The sequence below is a fragment of the Amycolatopsis sp. NPDC005961 genome (genome assembly GCF_040629235.1).
GTDB lineage: Bacteria > Actinomycetota > Actinomycetes > Mycobacteriales > Pseudonocardiaceae > Amycolatopsis > Amycolatopsis camponoti.
This window is the reverse complement of record NZ_JBEXVF010000031.1, coordinates 81,158-101,582: the sequence shown is the minus strand read 5'-3', so window position 1 is coordinate 101,582 and position 20,425 is coordinate 81,158. Positions and strand designations below refer to the sequence as shown.

Here is a 20,425-nt window from a genome sequence, read left to right as displayed (position 1 = left end):
CGAGGTGCCGGACCTCGACCTCGCCCGGCGGCGGCGTGACGCGGGCGAGGTCGCGCACGGCGAGGACGACCCGGTGTCCCCGGGCCGCGAGTTCCCGGGCGGTGATGGCGCCGAGGCCGCCGCCGGCCCCGGTGATGAGGTAAGTGGTCATGGCATCAGCGTCGCCGCGTCGCGGACGCCGTGGCAGAGCGCGCCGATCGGGGGATCGGCGATCCCTGGCGCCGGCCGTGAGAGCGCCGATAATCGACGGCGTGGACCGTGCCGAGCTCGCCGACTTCCTGCGCCGCCGCCGCGAGGCCCTGCGCCCGGACGACGTCGGGCTGCCGCTCGGGCAGCGTCGCCGGACGTCCGGCCTGCGTCGCGAAGAGGTCGCGACGCTGTCGGGCATGTCCACCGACTACTACACGCGGCTGGAGCAGCAGCGCGGGCCGCGGCCGTCGGAGCAGATGCTGGCCGCGATCGCCCGCGGCCTGCGGCTGACGCTGGACGAGCGCGACCACCTGTTCCGGCTCGCCGGGCACACGGCGCCGTCGCGCGTGTCGCGCGCGGACCACGTCAGCCCGGCGCTGATGCGCGTGCTGGACCGGCTGCACGACACACCCGCGCAGGTGATGTCGAACCTCGGCGAGACGCTGGTGCAGAACCGCCCGGCTCAGGCGCTGCTCGGGGACGAGACCGGCCACGCCGGGCCCGCGCGCAGCGCCGCCTACCGGTGGTTCACCGACCCGGCGGAGCAGCTCTTGTACCCGCCCGCCGACCGCGGACGTCACGCCCGGTTCCTGGTGGCGAGCCTGCGCGCGGCGTCGGGCAGCGACCCCCGGGCCGCGGAGCTGGCGCGGCTGCTGGCGGCGAAGAGCGCGGAGTTCGCGAAGCTGTGGGAGGCGCACGAAGTCGCGGTGCCGTTCGAGCGGCGCAAGACGCTCGTGCACCCGGACGTCGGCGAGATCGCGCTCGACTGCCAGCTGCTCCACACCGACGACTTCGCCCAGGTGCTCCTCGTCTTCACCGCCACGCCCGGCACCGAGGACGCCGAGAAGCTGCAGCTGCTGTCGGTCGTCGGCCCGGAGCTGTTATGAGTGCTCGGCGTGCACCTGCCGCCGCCACTCGGCGAACCGCAGGCGTTCGAAGCCGATGAGCCCGAGCACGAGCCCGGCGACGACCAGCAGCAGCACGGCCGCGGGCACGTGCTCCAGCAACGGCGTCGCGGCGACCAGCAGGACGCCGGCGGCCAGCCGCTGGACGTTCCAGCTGCCGAGGTTGCGCTTGCGCAGGGCGCTCAGCGCGACCAGGTAGAGCGCGAGACCTCCGGTCAGCGTCCAGATCGGCACGCCGTGCAGCGCTTCGCCGGGCGTGTGGTGCTCGGTGTCGGCGAGGTAGAGGAGCGACTTCTTCAGACCGAGGGCGACGAGCACGATCCCGGCGATCAGCGGCAGGTGCAGGAAGGTGTAGGAGTCGGTGGCGAGCTTCGTCCGCTCGGTGCCGGTGGCCTGGGTCAGCCGGTGTTCGGAGACGCGCGCGACGACGTCGAAGTAGGTCCACCACATCCCGGCGGCCAGCGCCAGCCCGCACACGGCGCCGCCGGCGACCAGCCACGACATCGGCAGCGCCCCGATCCCGATGCCGATCGCGACGATCGACTCCCCGAGCGCGATGATCACGATCAGCCCGAACCGCTCGGCGAAGTGCGCGGGCGAGTTCAGCCGCCAGCCCTCGGGCCCGGCGAGGTAGACGTTGAGGTAGTCGGCCAGCAGCGCGACGACCCACAGGCCCAGCTGCCACGGCCCGCTCAGCGCGGTGCTGACGGCGAGCAGCGCGACGGAGGGCAGCAGCCCCACGAACATCTTGAGCAGGACTTTGCGCAACCCGGGATCATGCCGCGCGGCCCCGAGGTAGGCGACGAGGTGCAGCAGCCGCACGAGCGCGTAGCAGACAACGAACAACCCGGGCGCGAACAAGCCGCCGGGATGGTCGACGAAGGCCTCGGGGATCGTGAGCGAAACGAGGAACATGACGGTCATGGCCCCGAACATCGCCAGCCGCGCGATCCCGTGGTCGACGTGGATGGTGGTCCCGAGCCAGGCATAGGAGCACCAGCACCACCACAGGACGGCGAGCATGGCGAGCCCCTGCCCGACACCCATGGGGCTCAGGTGGTCGGCCATCAGCTGAGTGGTCTGGGTGATGGCGTAGACGAAGACGAGGTCGAAGAAGAGCTCGATGGTGGAGACGCGGTGGTCCTCATCCGCGCTCACCAGGTGCAGGCGTGTCGTGGGCACGCCGAATTATGGCCGTCGCGGTACCACCGGCGTCGCGTTTCGGGGTAACGCCCTGCGCGAACATGGCCGAGCGTGCATACGTCTGGGACACTGAGTGCGGGACGTGGGGAGGTGGATCGTGCATTCCTATGCTGCCGCACACCACAAAACGATCATGGCCGTCGACATCGCCGGCTACAACAACCCGAACCGCACGCTGGTCCACCTGCACGAAGTGCACGAGGGACTCTGGGCGGTCCTCAAGGGGACTTTCGCCGAAACGGGCATCCCTTGGGACGTCTGCTTCGTCGAGAACACTGGCGACGGCGCGATGATCCTGCTGCCGCCCGAGATCGCGAAGGCGGACCTCGTCGCGCAGTTCCCGGAGCGGATGCACGCGGAGCTGCGCCGGTACAACGCGGTCCACTCCGAAGCCGCCCGGATGCACCTGCGGCTGGCGCTGAACGCCGGCGAGGTCGGTCAGGGCGGGCACGGTTCGGTCAGCAAGGCCGTGAGCTTCACGTTCCGGCTGCTGGACGCGCCCGAGGCGAAGGCCGCGCAGAAGGCCACGGGTGCGGAACTGGCGCTGATCGCCGCCGACGCGTTCTACCACGACGTCGTGACCGAGGACCCGGCCGCGGCTCCGGATGAGTACCGTCGGATTCCGGTAGCCGTCAAGGAAACCACGACCACGGCGTGGTTACGCCTTCTGGGTGCCCCGCCGATCGCACCCGTGGTGCCGGTATCGCGGTTCGATCCCCGCGGCGGACCGGCGCCTTTCGCGGTGCTGGTCGAAGCGCTGCTGGCGGTCACTTGCGTGCGGAACGCGGACAGCCGGCGGCTCCTGCTGGGCATGGTTCCCCGGCGGGAAATCGCGGCGGCGGTTCCGCACCAGGCGGAAGACAGGCTGCACGTGATCGAATTGGCGCGCACGTGCGAACGGTACGAGGGTGGCCTCGAGGAACTGCTCGCCGTGGTGCGACTGCTCGACCCGGGATCGCCGCAGGTGGAAGAGCTGGCCGCGGTGGTCGCGAGCCGCTCGGGTCCTCGAGTTCGTTAGCAGTTGTCCGGCTTTTGCCCCTTTTCCGGCGTCGCCTGATAGGTAGACTCCCGATCTTCGGGGCACTTCGCGGGGGCGGGAGGTGGTACGCCGGTGTCGGCAAGGCAAGGGCGTCCCCCCATCGGCATCGCGATTCGCCGCGCACTCGTGGACGTACTGGTGGTCGCGGGTTTCGCCGACGACAAGTCCATCCGCACATTGATGGTCGCGGAGTTGCGACGAGCTCTTGACAATCCCTTCACCGTGCCGGATCAGCTGGCGCCACGTGCCCAGTTGATCGAGATCGTCAACGGGTGCTGCTTGATCGAGGAGGGGCTGCCGACGCTCGCCGACGTGCTCGAATTCCTCCGGCCGGGTACGAAAGAGTGCACACAATTCCGCGATCTGGTGGATTCCCTGCCGCTGCGGGATGTGGTATCGGAATCGGAGCAGGAGCGGTTCCGGCAGCAACTGGAAGGATTCGCGCCGCCCGGCCTCCGGGCGGCCGTTCGCCGCGCCGCCCGGCACGTCTTCCCGGTGCCGGTCTTCCCGGACGCGGCGGAGGCTTTCTCCGGCCTTGCGGACTTCAACGCCGCGCCCGGAGAGCTGCCACCGGTGGTGGCTTTCGCCGAGCTGATCGCGGCCGAATGCGACGAACAGCCGGCCGCGAACCTGCGCAGGTGGGCCGATGGACAGGCTCACCGGCTTCGGCTCGAAGGGGCCCTTCGCGAACTTCGTTCGCAGGTCACTCCATTGCGGTCGGGCCGGCTGCACCTGACGATCATGATCAGCCCGGACCCGGTCGACGCCGATCGACACGAGATCTCGCACTGGCGGCAGGACGATCCGGACGAATGGCCGCCACCTCGCGGGGAAACCGTCGTGACCACGACGGCGGAACTCGAAGCCGAAGTGGCGAAAACGATCTCCGCGGCGGAAGAGGCGTGGTCGGAAAGCGACGCGGAGGTCGCCATCGAGTTCGTGCTCCCGCGCGCTTTACTGGATCTTCCGGTGCACACCTGGCGCACGGAGCGCGAGTTCGGTGGGCCGCAGCCGTTGTACATGACTTATCCGACGGTTATTCGTTCACTGGAGCGGATGGGTTCCCGGCGTTCGCACCGGGTTTGGCGACGACGCTGGGCCTCCTGGACGGAGGAACCATCCGTCGAACGGGTATATTTCTGCGAGCCCGGCGACACCGAAGATCAGCAGCACCTCGACGCGGTTTTCAGCGACGAGCGGTGGCTCATGACGGTGTTGACCACTACGCCGCCGGCGAACCCGATTCCCGGCCGGGACGAGCTTTTCGCCGCTTTGCGCGCGGGGTTGCCGGTCGTCGTTTGGCACCCTACGGTCTCTTCGGAAGTTGTGCGTGAGGTGGTAACCTGGTTGGCCGGAAGTGACGATTTGGGGAATTTGCCGGCACTGACCAGGAAACACCGGCTCGACGTGCTCCGAAATCGGTCGTCGTCCCCGGATGGCGGCATCCTGGGGGATCTGGTGGTGCTATGGGACGACCCGAACCGGATGCTCCCTCTCGCCGACGGCGGAACCGGTCCGGTTCCGGGAGGGGGTGCCGATGAGCACGACCGAGCGTCCTGAGAGCACGCATGACTGGTGGATCTATCGCGGTACCGGTCGTCCGCTGCAGGACACGCACCTGGCCGATCGGCTGCCGCCACCACCGCCGTGGCGCGACTTCCGACGGGACGACGATCCGCCGGCCGCCGACGTGCCCCAGGACGACGCCGAGACCGACCGGCGCCTGGGCGTGGAGCTGAGCTTCACCGCCGGGCACGCCGACCGTGCCGAGGTCGACATGGTCAATGCCGCCTTGTACCTGCGCCGTCCGCTCCTGGTGACCGGGAAACCCGGCAGCGGGAAATCGACCTTGGCCTACCGGATATCCCGTGAGCTGCGACTGGGGCGCGTGCTCCGCTGGCCGGTCACTTCGCAGACCACGCTGAGATCCGGGCTCTACGACTACGACGCCCTCGGCCGCCTGCAGGCGTCGCAGGCGCGTGGCTCCGGCGCGGAGGATCGGCCCATCGGTGACTTCTTCCGGCTGGGCGAACTGGGGACGGCGTTCTTGCCGCGCCGGCTGCCCCGGGTGCTGCTCGTCGACGAGCTGGACAAGGCCGAATCCGACCTGCCCCACGACCTGTTGTCGATCTTCGAGGACGGCGAGTTCCTCATCCCGGAGCTCGCGCGAGACGCCGGTCGCACGCCCATCGCCGAAGTGTTCACAGCGGACCCCGGCCACACGGCGGAGATCGAGAACGGGGTCGTCCGGTGCTCGGCGTTCCCCGTCGTCATCATCACCAGCAACGGGGAACGAGACTTCCCACCCGCGTTCCTGCGCCGGTGCCTGCGCCTGGAGATGAAGGATCCCGGGCCGGCGAAGCTGGCTGAGATCGTCGCCGCGCACGCGCTCGACCCGAAGCACCGCGCGGTGCTCATCGAGGACTTCGTCGCACGGCGGACCGCGCTCGGGGGACTGCCCGCGGACAAACTGCTCGACGCGATCTTCCTGGCGACGTCCGGGGCCTACCGGCCGGACGACCCGGGCTGGCCGGACCTGGTCGAGGCACTCTGGCAGCACCTGAACCAGCAGGGGCACTGAAATGCCGGAAATCCCGGGTGGTCCTGACGACCGCGAACTGACGGCGAGCGAGGTCGCCGACGGATTGTGGCTGATGGCCGCCATCGCGGCGAATTCGGCGGACGAACCTGAGCCGCCTGCCCCGACGGACCCTCCAACCCGGGACGAGCCGCCTGAGACAGCCGCGGTGCATCCTCCACCGATGGTCCCGCGAGAAGAACCTGGGCCCGGCGGTGATCGGCTGCCGCCCCCCGACCTGCCGCCGGTCGTCCTGACCGAACTCGGGAACCACCGGGCATCCGCGAGTGCGGGCGGTCTGCTCGACGGCGGAGAGGAATCACCGTCGGCCGGCGCGACGTCTCCGTTACCCGACATCGGGAAGCTCGTCCGCGCATTCCGGGCGTTCAAGCGGAAGGTCCCCTCTGGCCATCCGGAAGACGTCGAACTCGACGAGGAGCTGACGGTCGACCGCAGCGTGGAAGCGGGGATGGTCTTCCCCGTCACCAAACGGACACGCGTGCCTTGGCTGCACCTGACCCTGGTGGTCGAGCAGGCACCGTCGATGGCGCTCTGGACTCCGACCATCGCGGCGTTCGTCGCACTGTGCCAGCGGCGGCTCGGGATCTTCCGCTCGGTCCAGGTGCGGCTGCTGGAGACGGGAAAGACCGGGCGTGCCGAGGGCGGCATGGTCCTGGGACCGGTGCTCCGCGGCGGGACGCCGGACAGCCCGGCGCGTGGGGCAGGCGAACCGGTCGGCTCCTCCGGACGGCGGGTGATGCTCGTCCTGACCGACGGGATCAGCGATGCGTGGCGGCGCGACCTCGTGCAGCCCTTGCTGGCACGGTGGGGGCGCAAGGTCCCGGTCGCGGTGGTGCACCTGCTGCCCCGGCGGCTCTGGGCCCGTGGCGGCGTCGACGCGCAGAACGCCGAGATCACGACCAAGGGACCGGTGCGTCCCAACGCCTCGTACCTCGTCCGGTTGACCGATTTCCTGCTCGACGAGCTCGACCAGGCGGAACTGACCGCGAACTCCGTCGCGGTGCCGGTTCTGGAACTGGAAGAACGGTGGTTCCGCAGGTGGGCGGAGGTCGTCACCGGCCGGGCCGATGTCCCGCGGAAATGTTCGGTCATGGTGATTCGGGACCGGACGGCGGGAACAGTAACCGAATCGAGTGAAAATCCGGCTTCGGGTGAGAATGAGGTGAACTCGAGCGATCGAGTGAGGGACTTTCACAGTCAGGCTTCGCCGTCGGCGTTCCGGCTGGCCACCCTCCTCGCCGCGGTTCCGGTCGACCTCGACGTCGCGTCCGCGGTGCAGGCGGAGATGCTGCCCGGGTCCGGCCCGGATCACCTCGTGGAGGTGTTCACGAGCGGTCTGCTGCGACACGACGGTGATCGGCAGCCCTGGGACCGCAACACCCCGTGGGAATTCTCCGGTCAGACCAGGAGAGTACTGCTCAGCGGGGCGCGGAGATCGGATACCGCGCACGCGGTGCGGGCGGCGTCCCGGCAGTACGGTGAGCAGAACCCCACGCTGGCCCGGCTGCAGGCGGCGCTGGTCGAACCGGACTCGACGCCGGACCCGGAACCCGAGTCGGCGTCACGCGCTGAGATTGCCCTCGAACGAGATGTGATGAGTGCGTTGTCAGGTCCTTACTTATCGCGAGCCGATCGTTTGGCTAAACTGAACACGGGTTCTCCGGGTTCACCCGGTTTGCGGGGTTCCCCTACTATGGATAACGATGTTAGCGCTGCTAACATCCCGGCGGTGACGATGTCGCAGGAACTCAAGCAGTCGGGTATCCCTGGCGAGCCCGCAGCCACGGACGTGGCGGACCCGGACCAGACGGAACGCTCTTCGGAGACGAAAGACAAAACTGCGGGTCATACGAGTGTCGTTGCCAGCGTAGGGGTGTCCACCTCGCGCCAGGTAAGGCGTTCGGGTGAAGAGGTCCCGCCGGTCTGGGGAGCGATCCCACCGCCGAACCCCAACTTCACCGGACGTGGCGACCTGCTCGCTCAACTGAGTGACCGACTGGGCGCCGGTACCACCGCGGTCCTTCCCGCGACTTTGCACGGTATGGGCGGCATCGGCAAGACGCAGATGGCCATCGAGTACATCTACCGGCATTTGCAGGACTACGACATCGTCTGGTGGATCCAGGCCACGCGGCCGACCCAGATCCACGCGTCCCTCACCGAACTCGCTCAGCACCTCCGCCTGCCCGGCGCCGACGAGGCCATCACGGCCGTGCCCGCGGTCAAGGAGGCACTCCGCCTCGGCCGGCCGTACCGGCGGTGGCTGCTTGTTTTCGACTCGGCCGAAGATCCGGAAATGGTCCGCCCGTTCTTCCCGGTCGGCGGCACCGGCGACATTCTCGTGACCTCACGCAACCCGAACTGGGCGGGGGTGGCACGTCCGCTCGAGGTCGCCATCTTCGAGCGCAGTGAAAGCAAGATGCTGCTGAGCCGGCGTGGGCCCCAACTCGACGACCTGGACGCCGACCGCATCGCCGACAAGCTGGGCGACCTGCCACTGGCGATCGAGCAAGCCGCGGCCTGGCTGGCCGAAACCGGTATGCGGGCCGGTGAGTACCTGCAACTGTTCGACGAGAAGGTCGCGGAAATCCTCGAGACCTCGAGCCCGCAGGACTACGAAACATCGGTCGCCGCGGCGTGGAACGTGTCGTTCGACCAGCTGAGTGTCAGCAACCCGGCGGCCCATCAGCTGCTGCAGGTGTGCGCCTTCTTCGCCCCCGAACCGGTGTCGCGCAACTTGTTCGCCGGCGTTCGCGGGCTCACGGTGTCACCCGAACTCGACACGGCGTTGCGTGATCCGATCAAGCTGAGCCGCGCCATTCGCGACATCAACCGGTTCGGACTCGCGAAGATCGACCACCGCACGGACACCATCCTCCTGCACCGGCTCGTGCAGCTGGTCCTGCGCAACCGCATGTCGGAGCAGCACCGCAACGACATGCGACACGGCGCGCACCAGCTGCTGGCCAACCTGGATCCCAGGGACCCGGAATCACCTCAGCAGTGGCAGCGCTACCTCGAGGTACTGCCACACATCTACGACGCCGAGCTGATCGAGTGCACGGACCAGTGGGTGCGGCAGCTGGTGATCAACCTGATGAAGTTCCTCTACCACTGGGGTGACCACGACGGCGCGGTCACGCTCGCGGAACGCGCGGTGGCAGCCTGGCAACAGGATCGGCTCGAACGGCAACGCAGAGGCGAAGCGCCCATCGAAGACCCGCCGTTGCAAGAGCTGGCGGCGTCCGAGCGGCTGGCGTTCTTCCAATGGACTGTCGGGCGCTACGAAGACGCGGCGAGGATCAGCCATGACACCTACGACCGCTACCGGGAACTGATCGGTCCGGACCGGGAGGAGACGCTCGAAGCTGCTCTGACCTATGCGGTGATCCTGAAGGCACGGGGGGACTTCGCGGAAGCCGCCCAGCGCAATGAAGAAATTTACGTCAAAGCACGAGGCTTGTTCGGTAACGACGACCCGATCACGCTGAACGCCGGCCGTGACTACGTCGCGGCCTTGCTCCTGGTCGGCGACTATCGGCGAGCGAACGATTTGGGCATCGATACCTATCGCAGGCGTGTCGAGGTCTTCGGGTACGACAAAGCGACGACTGTCGCCACTCAGGTCCTCATGGTTATCGCCCGGCGCGAGCTGGGTGACTACCCGTGGGCGCGGATCGAGCAGCAGCAGATCACCGACCGGGTCGAGCAACTCTACGGTGCGGACAGCATCAGCACTCTGCGCCGCAAGTACCATCTGGCGGTCGCGTGCCGGAAGGACGGCGACCATGACGCGGCTCGCGCGATCTCCGAGGACGCGCTCCGCCGGTTCCGCATCCGATACGGTGACAAACACCCGAACGCACTCGCTTGCGCGCTCGGCTACTCGATCGACCTCCGGCACGCCCGCGAGTTCGCTCGGGCACGTGAAGTGGGCGAGGAGGTCTTCGATCTCTACCGCGAAAGCCTGGGGGAGAAGCACCCGCACACGCTTTCCGCGGCGCTCGATCTCGGCGTGACCCTGCGGCTGTCCGGCGACCCGTCGAGCGCGCGACTCCTGGACGAACGTTCGCTGGAGGAGTTCCGAGAGCAGTTGGGTGAGGACCACCCGCACACGATCGTGTGCGCGATCGATGTCGCGAGCGATCTCGCCGCGTTGGATCGCGTCGAAGAGGCCTCGGATCGCGACGCCGAACTACTCGAGCGTTCACGCCGGGTCCTAGGTGAGGACCACCCGACGACGCTGGCGGTTCAGCTCAACTATTCTCTCGACCTCAGAACCCAGGGGCAGGTGGAACAGGCGGATGAGCTGTACAAGGACGTCATGAACCGCTACCGCCGAGTCCTGGGTGAGGCCCACCCCGGCACGGTGGCGGCGTCGCGCGGCGTCCGCGCCGACTGTGATATCGATCCGATGCCGCTGTAAAGCCATGGTCAGTGGGTGAACCGGCCGATCCACCCGGCGACGGTTTCGATGTCGGGGGTGGCGTCCGCGCTCGTTCGCAGCACTCGGTGCACCGCCCGGACCAGTTCCGGGCGGTGCAGCAACGCTCGTGCCGCGGGGCCGGTGCCGCGCGCCGTCAGGGCCAGCCCGAGACCGACGAGCGCGGTGGGAAGATCCGGGTCTGCCACCAACAGCTCCCGGTAGCCGTCCACCGCCGACTCGTTGGCTCCGCTGATCAAGGCCAGATCGGCGCCGGTGACGCCGGGAACGTCAGGGCCGTGTTCGGCCAGCGTCGCACCGCCGTCCCGGCCCAGCCGGAGCCGGATCAGGTCGGTCCGGGCGTCGGCCCAGCCGCCGTCCGGAACCGGCGTAGGTGTCCGTGGTTCCGGTAGTTCGCCGAGCTTGGGCCACGAATCCCGGTAGCGCCAGGCCTCGGCGAGCGCCGAGACGGTGCGGACAGCCGGACGCAGATGCCGAAGACGCCAGGTCGCGTAGTGGTCGAGCGCGGCCGTCGTCGCCCAAGCTGCCGGTCCGGCCGCGACCGGTTCTTCCTGCCAGGGTTCGATTTCGGTCGCGATTCCGTCGAGGAATCGGCGTCCGGTGTCAGTCAAGCTTTCGTCCGAGTACACCGCGCGCAGAGTTCGCCAGGACGCCGATCGCCAGAAGGCGAACTCGAACGACGCGAGCGCGTTGTCCGGTTCGGTCGCGGCCAGCGCACGCCAAAAGGCGGTCACACCGAAGAACGCGTAGATCCCGTGCAGCACACCACCGATCGGCCGAGGATCGTCTCGCCAAGGCGCGTAGAACCGCTCGCGGGGATCGTCGGTGTGCAAACTGGCCAGGTGCTGGACACCGCCGAGCCGGATGTGCTGGAACTCGTGGACGAGGGCAGCAGCGAGCTGTTCGGGATCACTGCTGTACGCGACGACCGCACTGCCGAATGCTTCACCTGTCGACGCGCTGGGCAACCGGAAGGCGACCGCCGGGGCCGGTACCACCGACTCGAGACACTCGGGCAGCGTTTCGGCGACACCCGGGAGGTGGGTGGTGAGCAGCCGCCACGCGTCGTCGACGACGGTCCGCCACGACTCCACCTCGAACGTCGTGAGCCGTCGCGGGGGGACCGGTTCGTACAGCCCACGGTACGGATCGAGGTCGTCGAGCCTGATCGTCAGCTGGCGGTCGCCGTGCCGGCTGGTGACCCCGCGGATCGGGTGCCAGCCTGTGGTTTCGACGCTGAGGTCGTCCGGCAACCGGACCGTGTTCCGCCGGTCGAGGAAGGTGATCCCGTTGTCGTCGGCGACTACCCTCGCCACCCCGAATGCTTCCCCGCTGTGAAACCGAACCATCCCCAGGGTCGGTAGTGACACGTTTCCCTGCCAGATCGGGAGTTCCGCCTCGAAGAGGAGACCGGCGCGAACCGCCGCGGCCGCGGCCAAGCAGTGCAAGTGGCCCAGGTGCACCCAGAACGGGCAGACGCCGGTCACGTCCTGTCTGCACAACCGGGTGGTGTAGCCGGCCCAGGTTCCGGTGTACGGGTGGGCCAAAATCGTCTCGACCGCTTCGGGTGCCAGACGCTGTACGCCGGCCAGTAGTTCCCACGCCGACTCGGGCGACGGCAGCGGCTCGGACGCCTCGGGGGATTTCGCGGCCTGATCGACTATCCCTCTCAGCAGGAGCAGTCGCCTGCTCCGCTCGGTCGCGCGAAGCCGCCGCACCGGTTCCAGGCCGCCGGCGCCGTGAGCGAAAGCGTCGAAATCGGTCCACGACAGGTGATGGGGGACGAGTCCGTCGGAAGTCACGGTCAGTCGACTCGTTTGGCTCCTCCGCTCCCACTCGCCGTCACCGGGATATAAGAAACCCGCTCCGCTGCGTGTCGCAATGCTTTGCGCAATTCGCTGCCGTCCAAGGTGCGCAGCTCCGACAGTGGTACCGCACCGAGATCGAGGACTGCGGATTCGATTCCCGCTTCCTTGCCGGAGCGTGCAGCCTGCATCGCGATTCCCCTCTCACAGGGAGAACGGACCCCGTCGGCCCGCTTGGTATTGTCCCGCATTCCCGGCGATTGCGATAGGGACGGAGGCCGTACGCCGTTCGGGCGATGCCGCGACGTCGGTGGAGCGTAGCCGCTGACGGCTTGACCTGTGACAATGACAGCCTGCCGCGAACTCGGGGAGGTCCGGTGGTCATGGACTCGGCCGCGTACCACAAGACGATCATGGCGCTGGACATCGCCGGTTACAACGATCCCAGGCGCACCACGGCGCACCGCCTGGTGGTGCACGACGGGTTCTGGAACCTCTTGCGCACGTCGTTCGCGGAGGTCGGTGTGCCCTGGGACGTCCTCTTCCGGGAGAACACCGGTGACGGTGCGATGATTCAACTGCCCGCCCAGGCGGCGAAAGCGGATCTCGTGGCCGCGTTGCCCGACCGGATGCTGGCGGAACTGCGGCGCTACAACGCGGTGCACGCCGAAGAAGCGCACGTGCAGTTGCGCGTGGCCTTCCACGCCGGCGAGGTTTACCAAGCCAGTCACGGCACGGTCAGTGACGCGACCAGCCACGCGTTCCGCTTGGTGGACGCGCCGGAAGCGAAGAGTGCGTTGAAGAGGTCCGGTGCGGCACTGGCCCTGATCGTTTCGGATTCGTTCTACCAGGATGTCGTGCGCGCCGACCCTGCGGCGGACGCATCCTCGTACCACCGCATCCGTGTTTCGGTCAAGGAAACGAAGACGGAAGCTTGGCTGCGTCTGCTGGGCGCTGCCGTCAACGGGTTCCCGGTTCGTGAAGTGCCGCACCCGGTGGTGGCAGACGTGTTTTCGGCGTTGGTGGACGCTTTGCTCGCGGTGCCGTGCGTCCGAAAGGCGGAAAGCCGCCACCTCCTGCTTGACCTGTTTCCGCGCCGGGAAATCGCGGACCTGGTTCCGCACCACGCCGAAGACCGCCTGCACGTGATCGCGCTGGCCAGGACCTGTCAGCGGTTCACGCGTGGCCTCGCCGACCTGCTGGACGCGATCAGGACGCTGGAGCCGGAGTCTCCACAGGTCGACGCGCTCGCCGCGATCATCGAAGGGTTGTGACGCAACGGGTATTCGGCCGGTTGTCCCACCGCGCAGTACCTTGTGTCCATCTTTTGCCCCTATTCCGCCCGGGATCGATGGGTAAAATCACGGGTCCCGGGCACCCGGGCGGGGAGGTGGTTCGTCAGGTGTCGGCCGGTGAGCAAATCCGCGGACCGGGCCGGGAGCTGCACCTCCCGTCCACGGTTCGAGTAGCGGTCCGGGAGGCGATCGTCAATCTCCTCGCCAACGCCGGACTGGCCGCCGACCGGCCGAGCCGGTCACTGATGCTGGAATTGATTCACGACAATCTCGGGTTCCCGCTGACGCTTTCGGAACACGCGACCGGACGCGACCAGCTGATCGACATCGTCAACGCCTGTGCCCGTGCGGATGGTGGGATGCACGCACTCGATTACGCCGTGCGCATGTTGCGGCCGGCTTCCCCGGAATTCGAGCTCCTGCACCGGCTCGTGCATGAACCGCGGATGCACGACCTCCTGCCGGATTCGGAATTGTCGTGGTTGCGTTCCGTGCTGGTCGGATTCACTCCGCCCAGGCTCGGCATCCTGGTCCGGCGCGCGGCGAGCCCGGCGACGTGCCCGGCCGCCGAGCCGGGTGACGCCTGGGATGCGTTCTGCCTGTTGACCGAGCTCAACACACCCGCGCACGGGCTCCCACCGGCGCTGGCTTTCGTCGAGTTGGTCGCCGCGAAGTGTGCCCGCCCGCTCGGTGACGAACTACGGGAATGGAACACCTGGCAGGCTCGGCGGGTACAGGGCGAGGCGCGGCTGCGGGAACTCCGCACCGAACGCGAGCACAACGGCGGCGGTGAACTCCGCCTGCACCTGGTGATCATGGTGGAGCTGGACGGGATCGACCCCGACCGGCACGTGGTCTCCCACTGGCGCCAGGAAGATCCGCAAGAGTGGCCGCCGGCCCGAGGTGGCATCGCCACCATCCGCGGCGCGGACCTCGAGTACCACGTCGACCAGTTGATCGTCGACGCGGAACGAGCTTGGTCGGAATACCGCGAAGAGGTGGCACTCGAATTCGTGCTGCCTCGGGCGCTCGTGAACCTTCCCGTGCACCGGTGGTGCAAGGAACACGAAACGGGCGATCCCCGGCCGCTGTTCCTGGATTATCCGATCGTCATCCGGTCACTGGAACGGATGTTCTCCCGGCAGTGGCACCGGGCATGGCGAATCCGATGGGAGGCGATGAGCGGGAACCCCTCCGTTGAACGGGTGTACTACTGCTCGCCGCAGGAGACCGCCGGGCCCCATCGGCTCGACGCGATTCTCAGCGACGGAAAATGGTTGATGATGGTCCTCGCCGGTCCGCCGCCGACGCGGCCGCGCCCCGGCGGGGACGAGATGGCGACGGGGTTGCGTTCCGGGATTCCCGTGCTGCTGTGGCACCCCGACGCCACCACCGACGTGCTGCAGGAGGTCGTCGCCTGGCTGCTCGACAGCGGTGGTCTCGGTGACCTGCCCGCACGGACCCGGGATTCCCGGCGAGCGGCGTTTCGCGAGGTGACCATTCCCGTCGACCTGCGGATCGCCCGTGATCTGGTCGTCCTGTGGGACGACCCGAGCAGACTGCTTTTCCTGGACGACGGTCCTTACCTGCCGGACTCGATACGGGAGGATTCAGATGAACGCGGTAGAGCATCCTGAGCGGCCGGATTGGTGGATCTACCGTGGCACCGGCCGTCCCCTCCCCGGTGCCTCCCTGGCCGATCTGCTCCCACCGCCGCCACCGTGGCGGGCGTTCGACGGCGGCCCGCTGCCGGTAGAGGACGTCGTACCGCAGGACGAGGGCGAGGCGGACCGGCGGCTGGGTTCCGAGCACCGGCTGCCGGCCCGGCACGTCGACCCGCACGAGATCGACATGGTCAACGCGGCGCTGTACTTGCGTAGGCCCCTGCTGGTGACCGGCCGCCCGGGAAGCGGGAAGTCGAGCCTCGCGTACCGGGTCGCGCGGGAGCTGAGGCTGGGCCGGGTGCTGCGGTGGCCGATCACCTCCCGTACCACTCTCAAAGGCGGTCTCTACAACTACGACGCGATCGGCCGCGCCCAAGCGGCCGCCGGCCGCACCGCCGACCGGGAACCGCCGATCGGCGAGTACCTCAGACTCGGCGAACTCGGCACGGTCTTCCTGCCGCGACGGCAGCCGCGTGTGCTGCTGATCGACGAACTGGATAAGAGTGAAGCGGATCTGCCCAACGACCTGCTCAGCCTGTTCGAGGACGGCGAGTTCCTGATCCCCGAGCTGGTGCGGATGCGCACCCGCAGCCGCGAAGTCGAGGTGTTCACGGCGGACCCGGACGCGACGGCCACGATCCCGGACGGCCGGGTCCGGTGCGCCGCGTTCCCCTTCGTCGTGATCACCAGCAACGGCGATCGCGACTTCCCGCCGGCCTTTCTGCGCCGGTGTCTCCGGCTCGAAATCCAGGATCCGGACATCGAACAGCTGGCCGCGATGGTGGCCGCGCACGCGCTCGACCCGAGCGACACCCACCGGTCCCGCATCATCGAAGAGTTCGTCAGCCGCAGTGAGGCCTTCGGCGGGCTGCCGGTCGACAAGCTCCTCGAAGCCGTCTACCTCGCGACTTCGGGGGCCTACCACGAGGAAGGTGAGTCCTGGCCCCGGTTGGTAGACGCGATTTGGCGGCAGTTGAACTCCGTGGTGCCCTGAGATGGCCGGGGAGCCGTCCGAACGCCCGGCCCGCGTCGGGGCGTTGTCGTGGAGTGAGGCCGCGGACGCGGTCTGGCTCGCGGCGGTGCTCGGGGAGCCCGTGGCGCGACGAGCCGGCGAGTCGGTACCGGAGTCCGACCCACCCGAGCCCCAGCCATCGCGGGAGCCGCCGCACCCGGCTCCCGAGCCGGCTCCGGCCGGGGATCCGCCGTCGTCGTCACCGGTCACGGAGCCGGAACCGGCCGCCGGGCATCGTCGACGGCCGGTCTTCGGGGGATTCGCGCGGGACTTTCAAGAGCGCGGCGCCTGGTCGCCGGGAAACGGGCGGGCGCCTGGATCGTCGACGATGCGTGGTGGCCCGGACATCCTGCGGGCCCTCCGGCCGTTGAAGCAGCTGCGTCCCTCCTCGTGGGACGACGACGTCCAGCTGGACGAGGAACTGACCGCTGAACAAGCAGTCCAGGACGGTCTCTGGCTCCCGGTGCTGAAACCCGCCACGACGACCCGCGTCCTGGATCTGACGGTGGTGGTCGACGCCGGGTCGTCGATGGTCCTGTGGCGGCCGGAGGTCGGATCGTTCCTCAAGCTCGTGCAGCAGCTCGGAGCGTTCCGGACGGTTCGGATTCGGTACCTGGAAACGGAGACCCGGGCGACCGATGGCTCCCTGGCCCCGGTGCTGCGTGGCGGCACTCCGGACGCGCCGCAGCACAGTGTGGCCGAACTCCTGGACTGGTACGGCGACCGGCTCATGCTCGTCCTGACCGACGGGGTCGGCGAGGCGTGGCGACGCGACCTGGTTTCGCCGCTGCTCGCGCAGTGGAGCAGGGGCATGCCGGTCGCGCTGGTGCACCTGCTGCCCCAGCACATGTGGAAGAAGGCCGGCATCCCGCTGCACCGGGCGTTGCTGACGTCACCAGGTCCGTTCCGGCCGAACCGTCGCTACGGGTTCGACCTGCCGGACGCCTGGATGACCATGGCGGAGCCCGAAAAGGCCCTCAACGGCGCGGTGCCGATCCCGGTCCTCGAGCTGGGCGGGCGGTGGTTCAGCTGGTGGGTGCGGCTCATTTCGCGCTCGGTGACCGAGGCGGTGCCGGGTACCGTACTGCTCGCGCGTGACCAGCCGATGCCCGAGACGGGGGACGACGAAGAGCCGGTCAGACCGCCGACGGCCCAGGAACGGGTCCGCCGGTTCCTCGGTACCGCGACGCCACCGGCGTTCCGCCTAGCGACCCTGCTGGCCGCGGTTCCGGTCAGCCTGCCGATCGCCCGGTTCGTTCGGACGGAACTGGTGCCCGAGGCTGACACGTCGCATCTCGCAGAGGTGTTCACGAGCGGGCTTCTCGGTCCGCAGACAGACCGTCCGGATCTCGCCGGGGACGACGCCGTCTTCGCGTTCTCGGCCTCGGTCCGCGAGGCTCTGCTCACGGCTGGACGGCGCTCGGAGACCGTACAGGTCGTCATCGCGGCCGGAGAGCGGTTCGGCGAGCAGCACCCCGTTCTGCTGAGGATCGCGGACGCACTGGCCGATCCCGACCGGGCGGACCTGCCCGAAGAGGGCGCGGACGTGACCCTCGAGCGCGTGGTGATGCGCGCGCTTTCCGGGCCGTACGCCTGGCGCGCCGAACGGTTGCACGAGCGAGAGCTCGCGGTCGCGGCGGCGGAGACCGACACCGCCGGAGAGGACGACGCCGAGGACGCGGTGGGCCTGCCGGTGTCGGTCGAACCGGAAGTCGCGGACGAACGGCTGGTCGCGAAAGTCCGGGAGGAAGCAGCCACTTCCCTGCGCCGCGTCCGGCGGATCACCACCGACGCACCGGTGATCTGGGGCGCGGTCCCCGCGCGCAACCCGGAGTTCATCGGTCGCCGGGATCTGCTCGACCGGCTCGGAGCGAGCCTGGATTCGGCCGGCAGCGCGATCTTGCACGGGCCTGGTGGCCTCGGCAAGACCCAGCTCGCGGTTGAGTACATCTACCGGCGGCTCCGGGACCACGACCTCGTGTGGTGGGTCAGCGCGACCCAGGAATCCCAGATCCGGGCGTCCTTGATGGAACTCGCCCGGCAACTGCGCCTGCCGGGCACGGACGAGACGGTCGCCGCGGTACCGGCGGTCCTGGACGCGCTCCGCGCCGGCAAGCCGTACCGCCGCTGGCTGATCGTCTTCGACGCGGCCGACGAACCCGAGTTCCTCCGGCCGTTCCTCCCGGTCGGCGGTCCGGGACGGATCCTGGTCACCGCACGCGACGCCGCCTCCGGCTCCTTCCCTGCGGAGCCGATCGAAGTCGACCGGTTCTCCCGCGCCGAAAGCGTCGACCTCCTGCGCCGCCGGGACGGCACAGTCACCACGGCGGATGCCGATGCTCTGGCGGAGAAGCTGGGTGACCTGCCGATCGCACTGGCCCAGGCCGCGGCTTGGCGGGCCGAGACCGGGATGCCGGTCGCTGCCTACACCCGGCTGCTCGACGAGAAGATGGCCGAACTCTTCACCCTGTCCCCGCGGCCGACGGATTACGAGATTTCCGTGACCGCGGCGTGGAACGTCTCCTTCGACGGGCTCTCGACCCGCAACCCGGCCGCACATCAGCTGCTCCAGGTGTGCGCGTTCTTCGCCGCCGAACCGATTTCCCGCAGCCTGTTCGCCGGGGTCCGTGGCGTGTCGATCGCGCCGGAGCTGGACACGGCGATGCGCGACCCCGTCCTGCTGGACCGGGCGCTCCGGGAGATCAACCGGTGCCGGCTGGCGAAGCTGGACCACCGCAGCGGCACGCTGCTCCTGCACCGGCTCGCGCAGCAGGTGTTGCGGGCGACGATGACGGACGAGAACCGCGCCCGGATGCAGCACGGCGCCCACCTGCTGCTCGGCAACCTCGATCCGAACAACCCCGAGGCAGCCCTGCAGTGGCCGCAGTATCAGCTGGTGCTGCCGCACCTCCGCCACGCCGAGCTGATCGACTGCGACGATCCGTGGGTCCGGCGGCTGGTGCTCAACCTGATGAAGTTCCTGTACTTCTCCGGGGACCACACGGGTGCGCTCACCCTCTCCGAAGAGGTTGTCGCCGCCTGGACGGAGCGGTACGGCGCCGAGGACCCGCAGACACTTGCGGCGGCGGAGCAACTCGGATTCGTGCTCTGGGTGCTCGGCCGGTACGAGGCGTCGTCGGAGGTCAGCAGGCGGACGCTCCGGCTCTACCGACGGACCTTCGGCCCGGAATCCGAACAGGCGCTGGGTGCCGAGGTGCTGGTGGCGACCGGGTTGAAGGCCAACGGCGACTTCTTCGCAGCCCGTGACCTCAATCGGCAGACCTACGAAAAGGTCCGTTCACTGTTCGGCGACGACGATCCGACGGCGCTCGAAGCGGCCCACGACCTCGTCGTCTCACTGCTGCTGGCCGGCGACTACGAGCAGGCTCGCTGGCTCAGCGAGGACACCTATGAGCGCCGGTCCGAGATCTTCGGGTACGACAACTGGGAGACCATCGGGACACTGAACATCATGATCATCTGCCGACGGGAGCTTGGCGATTACTCGTGGGCGCGGATCGAACAGGAAAGGGCCGTGGAGCGCGTTCGTGGCCTGTTCGGCTCGGGAACCGACGGTGTCATCCGCCGCGATTACCACCTCTCGGTGGCCCAACGCAAAGACGGCTACCACGAGGCCGCGCTGAGCCTGTCCGGCAGCGCCCTTCAGCGTTTCCGGCTCAAGTACCGGTCGGACCACCCCAACGCGATGGCCTGCGCGCTCGCCCATTCGATCGACTTGCGCAACGCCGGCGAACTGACGGCGTCGCTGGAACTCGGCGAACAGGCGCTGTCGCTGTACCGGGGTAGCCTGGGCGACCGGCACCCGCACACGCTGGCTGCTGAGGCCGACATCGGCGTCACCCTGCGTCTGCTCGGCGATCCGGCGAACGCGCTGGTCCGGGACGAGCGCGCGCTCTCCGGCCTGCGTGATCGGCTGGGTCCGGCCCACCCGCACGTCTTGGCCTGCGCGATCAACACGGCGAACGACTGGTTCGCGCTCGGCGACGTGCAGCGATCGCTGCGGATGAACACCGACACGCTGGCGCGGTTGCGCCGCGCCCTGCCCGAGAGTCACCCCACCACTCTCGCCGCGCGACTCAACCGGGCCCTGGACCTCGAGCGGCTCGGCCGCGTCCGCGAAGCATTGAGCCAGCACCGGGACGTGCTCGTGGTGGCCGACCGGATGCTGCGCCCCGGCCATCCCGCGATCACGGCAGCGGAGAACGCGGTTCGTGCGGAGTGCGACATCGACCCGATGCCGTTGTAGCCA

General features: G+C 68.7%; 11 protein-coding genes. 9 read left to right on the top strand and 2 right to left on the bottom strand.

Annotation, left to right across the window (positions count from 1 at the left end; all coding sequences use genetic code 11):
* The first annotated feature begins 251 nt into the window (after nt 1-251).
* Nucleotides 252-1,076, top strand: coding sequence for a helix-turn-helix transcriptional regulator (locus ABZ342_RS26305; RefSeq protein WP_155541175.1), 825 nt, complete (start codon nt 252-254; stop codon nt 1,074-1,076).
* Here ABZ342_RS26305 and ABZ342_RS26300 read toward each other — a convergent pair.
* A complete protein-coding gene (locus ABZ342_RS26300; RefSeq protein WP_360478016.1) occupies nt 1,071-2,276 on the bottom strand; it encodes a low temperature requirement protein A in 1,206 nt (401 codons plus the stop codon). The genes ABZ342_RS26305 and ABZ342_RS26300 overlap by 6 nt on opposite strands.
* Nucleotides 2,277-2,430: 154 nt before the next feature.
* On the opposite strand from ABZ342_RS26300, the gene ABZ342_RS26295 reads away from it, so the two are divergent.
* The 4 genes from ABZ342_RS26295 to fxsT (ABZ342_RS26280) all read left to right on the top strand — a co-directional run bounded on the left by ABZ342_RS26295 (nt 2,431) and on the right by fxsT (ABZ342_RS26280) (nt 10,361).
* Nucleotides 2,431-3,315 (top strand): hypothetical protein, encoded by an 885-nt coding sequence (locus tag ABZ342_RS26295; RefSeq protein ID WP_360478013.1) that lies wholly within the window; start codon nt 2,431-2,433, stop codon nt 3,313-3,315.
* Nucleotides 3,316-3,462: 147 nt separating this feature from the next.
* A complete protein-coding gene (locus ABZ342_RS26290; protein ID WP_360478010.1) occupies nt 3,463-4,896 on the top strand; it encodes a hypothetical protein in 1,434 nt (477 codons plus the stop codon).
* Nucleotides 4,874-5,917, top strand: a complete 1,044-nt coding sequence (locus tag ABZ342_RS26285; protein WP_360478007.1) for an AAA family ATPase — start codon at nt 4,874-4,876, stop codon at nt 5,915-5,917. Before ABZ342_RS26290 ends, ABZ342_RS26285 begins: the two co-directional genes overlap by 23 nt.
* Nucleotide 5,918: 1 nt before the next feature.
* Nucleotides 5,919-10,361, top strand: coding sequence for an FxSxx-COOH system tetratricopeptide repeat protein (gene fxsT, locus ABZ342_RS26280; RefSeq protein WP_360478004.1), 4,443 nt, complete (start codon nt 5,919-5,921; stop codon nt 10,359-10,361).
* 8 nt (nt 10,362-10,369) lie between these two features.
* On the opposite strand, the gene ABZ342_RS26275 is transcribed toward fxsT (ABZ342_RS26280), so the two are convergent.
* Complete coding sequence (locus ABZ342_RS26275; RefSeq protein ID WP_360478001.1) at nt 10,370-11,695, bottom strand: HEXXH motif-containing putative peptide modification protein; 1,326 nt, start codon at nt 11,693-11,695, stop codon at nt 10,370-10,372.
* A gap of 872 nt (nt 11,696-12,567) precedes the next feature.
* On the opposite strand from ABZ342_RS26275, the gene ABZ342_RS26270 reads away from it, so the two are divergent.
* The 4 genes from ABZ342_RS26270 to fxsT (ABZ342_RS26255) all read left to right on the top strand — a co-directional run bounded on the left by ABZ342_RS26270 (nt 12,568) and on the right by fxsT (ABZ342_RS26255) (nt 20,422).
* Nucleotides 12,568-13,458, top strand: a complete 891-nt coding sequence (locus ABZ342_RS26270; protein ID WP_360478028.1) for a hypothetical protein — start codon at nt 12,568-12,570, stop codon at nt 13,456-13,458.
* A gap of 128 nt (nt 13,459-13,586) precedes the next feature.
* Entirely contained in the window at nt 13,587-15,116 is a 1,530-nt protein-coding gene (locus tag ABZ342_RS26265) for a hypothetical protein (RefSeq protein ID WP_360477998.1), read from the top strand.
* Nucleotides 15,094-16,137 (top strand): AAA family ATPase, encoded by a 1,044-nt coding sequence (locus ABZ342_RS26260; RefSeq protein WP_360477995.1) that lies wholly within the window; start codon nt 15,094-15,096, stop codon nt 16,135-16,137. The genes ABZ342_RS26265 and ABZ342_RS26260 overlap by 23 nt, the downstream gene beginning before the upstream one ends.
* A 1-nt stretch (nt 16,138) precedes the next feature.
* The gene (gene fxsT, locus ABZ342_RS26255; protein WP_360477992.1) at nt 16,139-20,422 is read left to right on the top strand and encodes an FxSxx-COOH system tetratricopeptide repeat protein; all 4,284 of its coding nucleotides are present in this window, start codon (nt 16,139-16,141) and stop codon (nt 20,420-20,422) included.
* Nucleotides 20,423-20,425: the final 3 nt, after the last annotated feature.

Coding starts and splice junctions, on each gene's coding strand:
- ABZ342_RS26295 (WP_360478013.1), top strand. CDS start 2,431: ATGGCCGTCGACATCGCCGGCTACAACAACCCGAACCGCACGCTGGTC.
- ABZ342_RS26285 (WP_360478007.1), top strand. CDS start 4,874: ATGAGCACGACCGAGCGTCCTGAGAGCACGCATGACTGGTGGATCTAT.
- fxsT (WP_360478004.1), top strand. CDS start 5,919: ATGCCGGAAATCCCGGGTGGTCCTGACGACCGCGAACTGACGGCGAGC.
- ABZ342_RS26270 (WP_360478028.1), top strand. CDS start 12,568: ATGGACTCGGCCGCGTACCACAAGACGATCATGGCGCTGGACATCGCC.
- ABZ342_RS26260 (WP_360477995.1), top strand. CDS start 15,094: ATGAACGCGGTAGAGCATCCTGAGCGGCCGGATTGGTGGATCTACCGT.
- fxsT (WP_360477992.1), top strand. CDS start 16,139: ATGGCCGGGGAGCCGTCCGAACGCCCGGCCCGCGTCGGGGCGTTGTCG.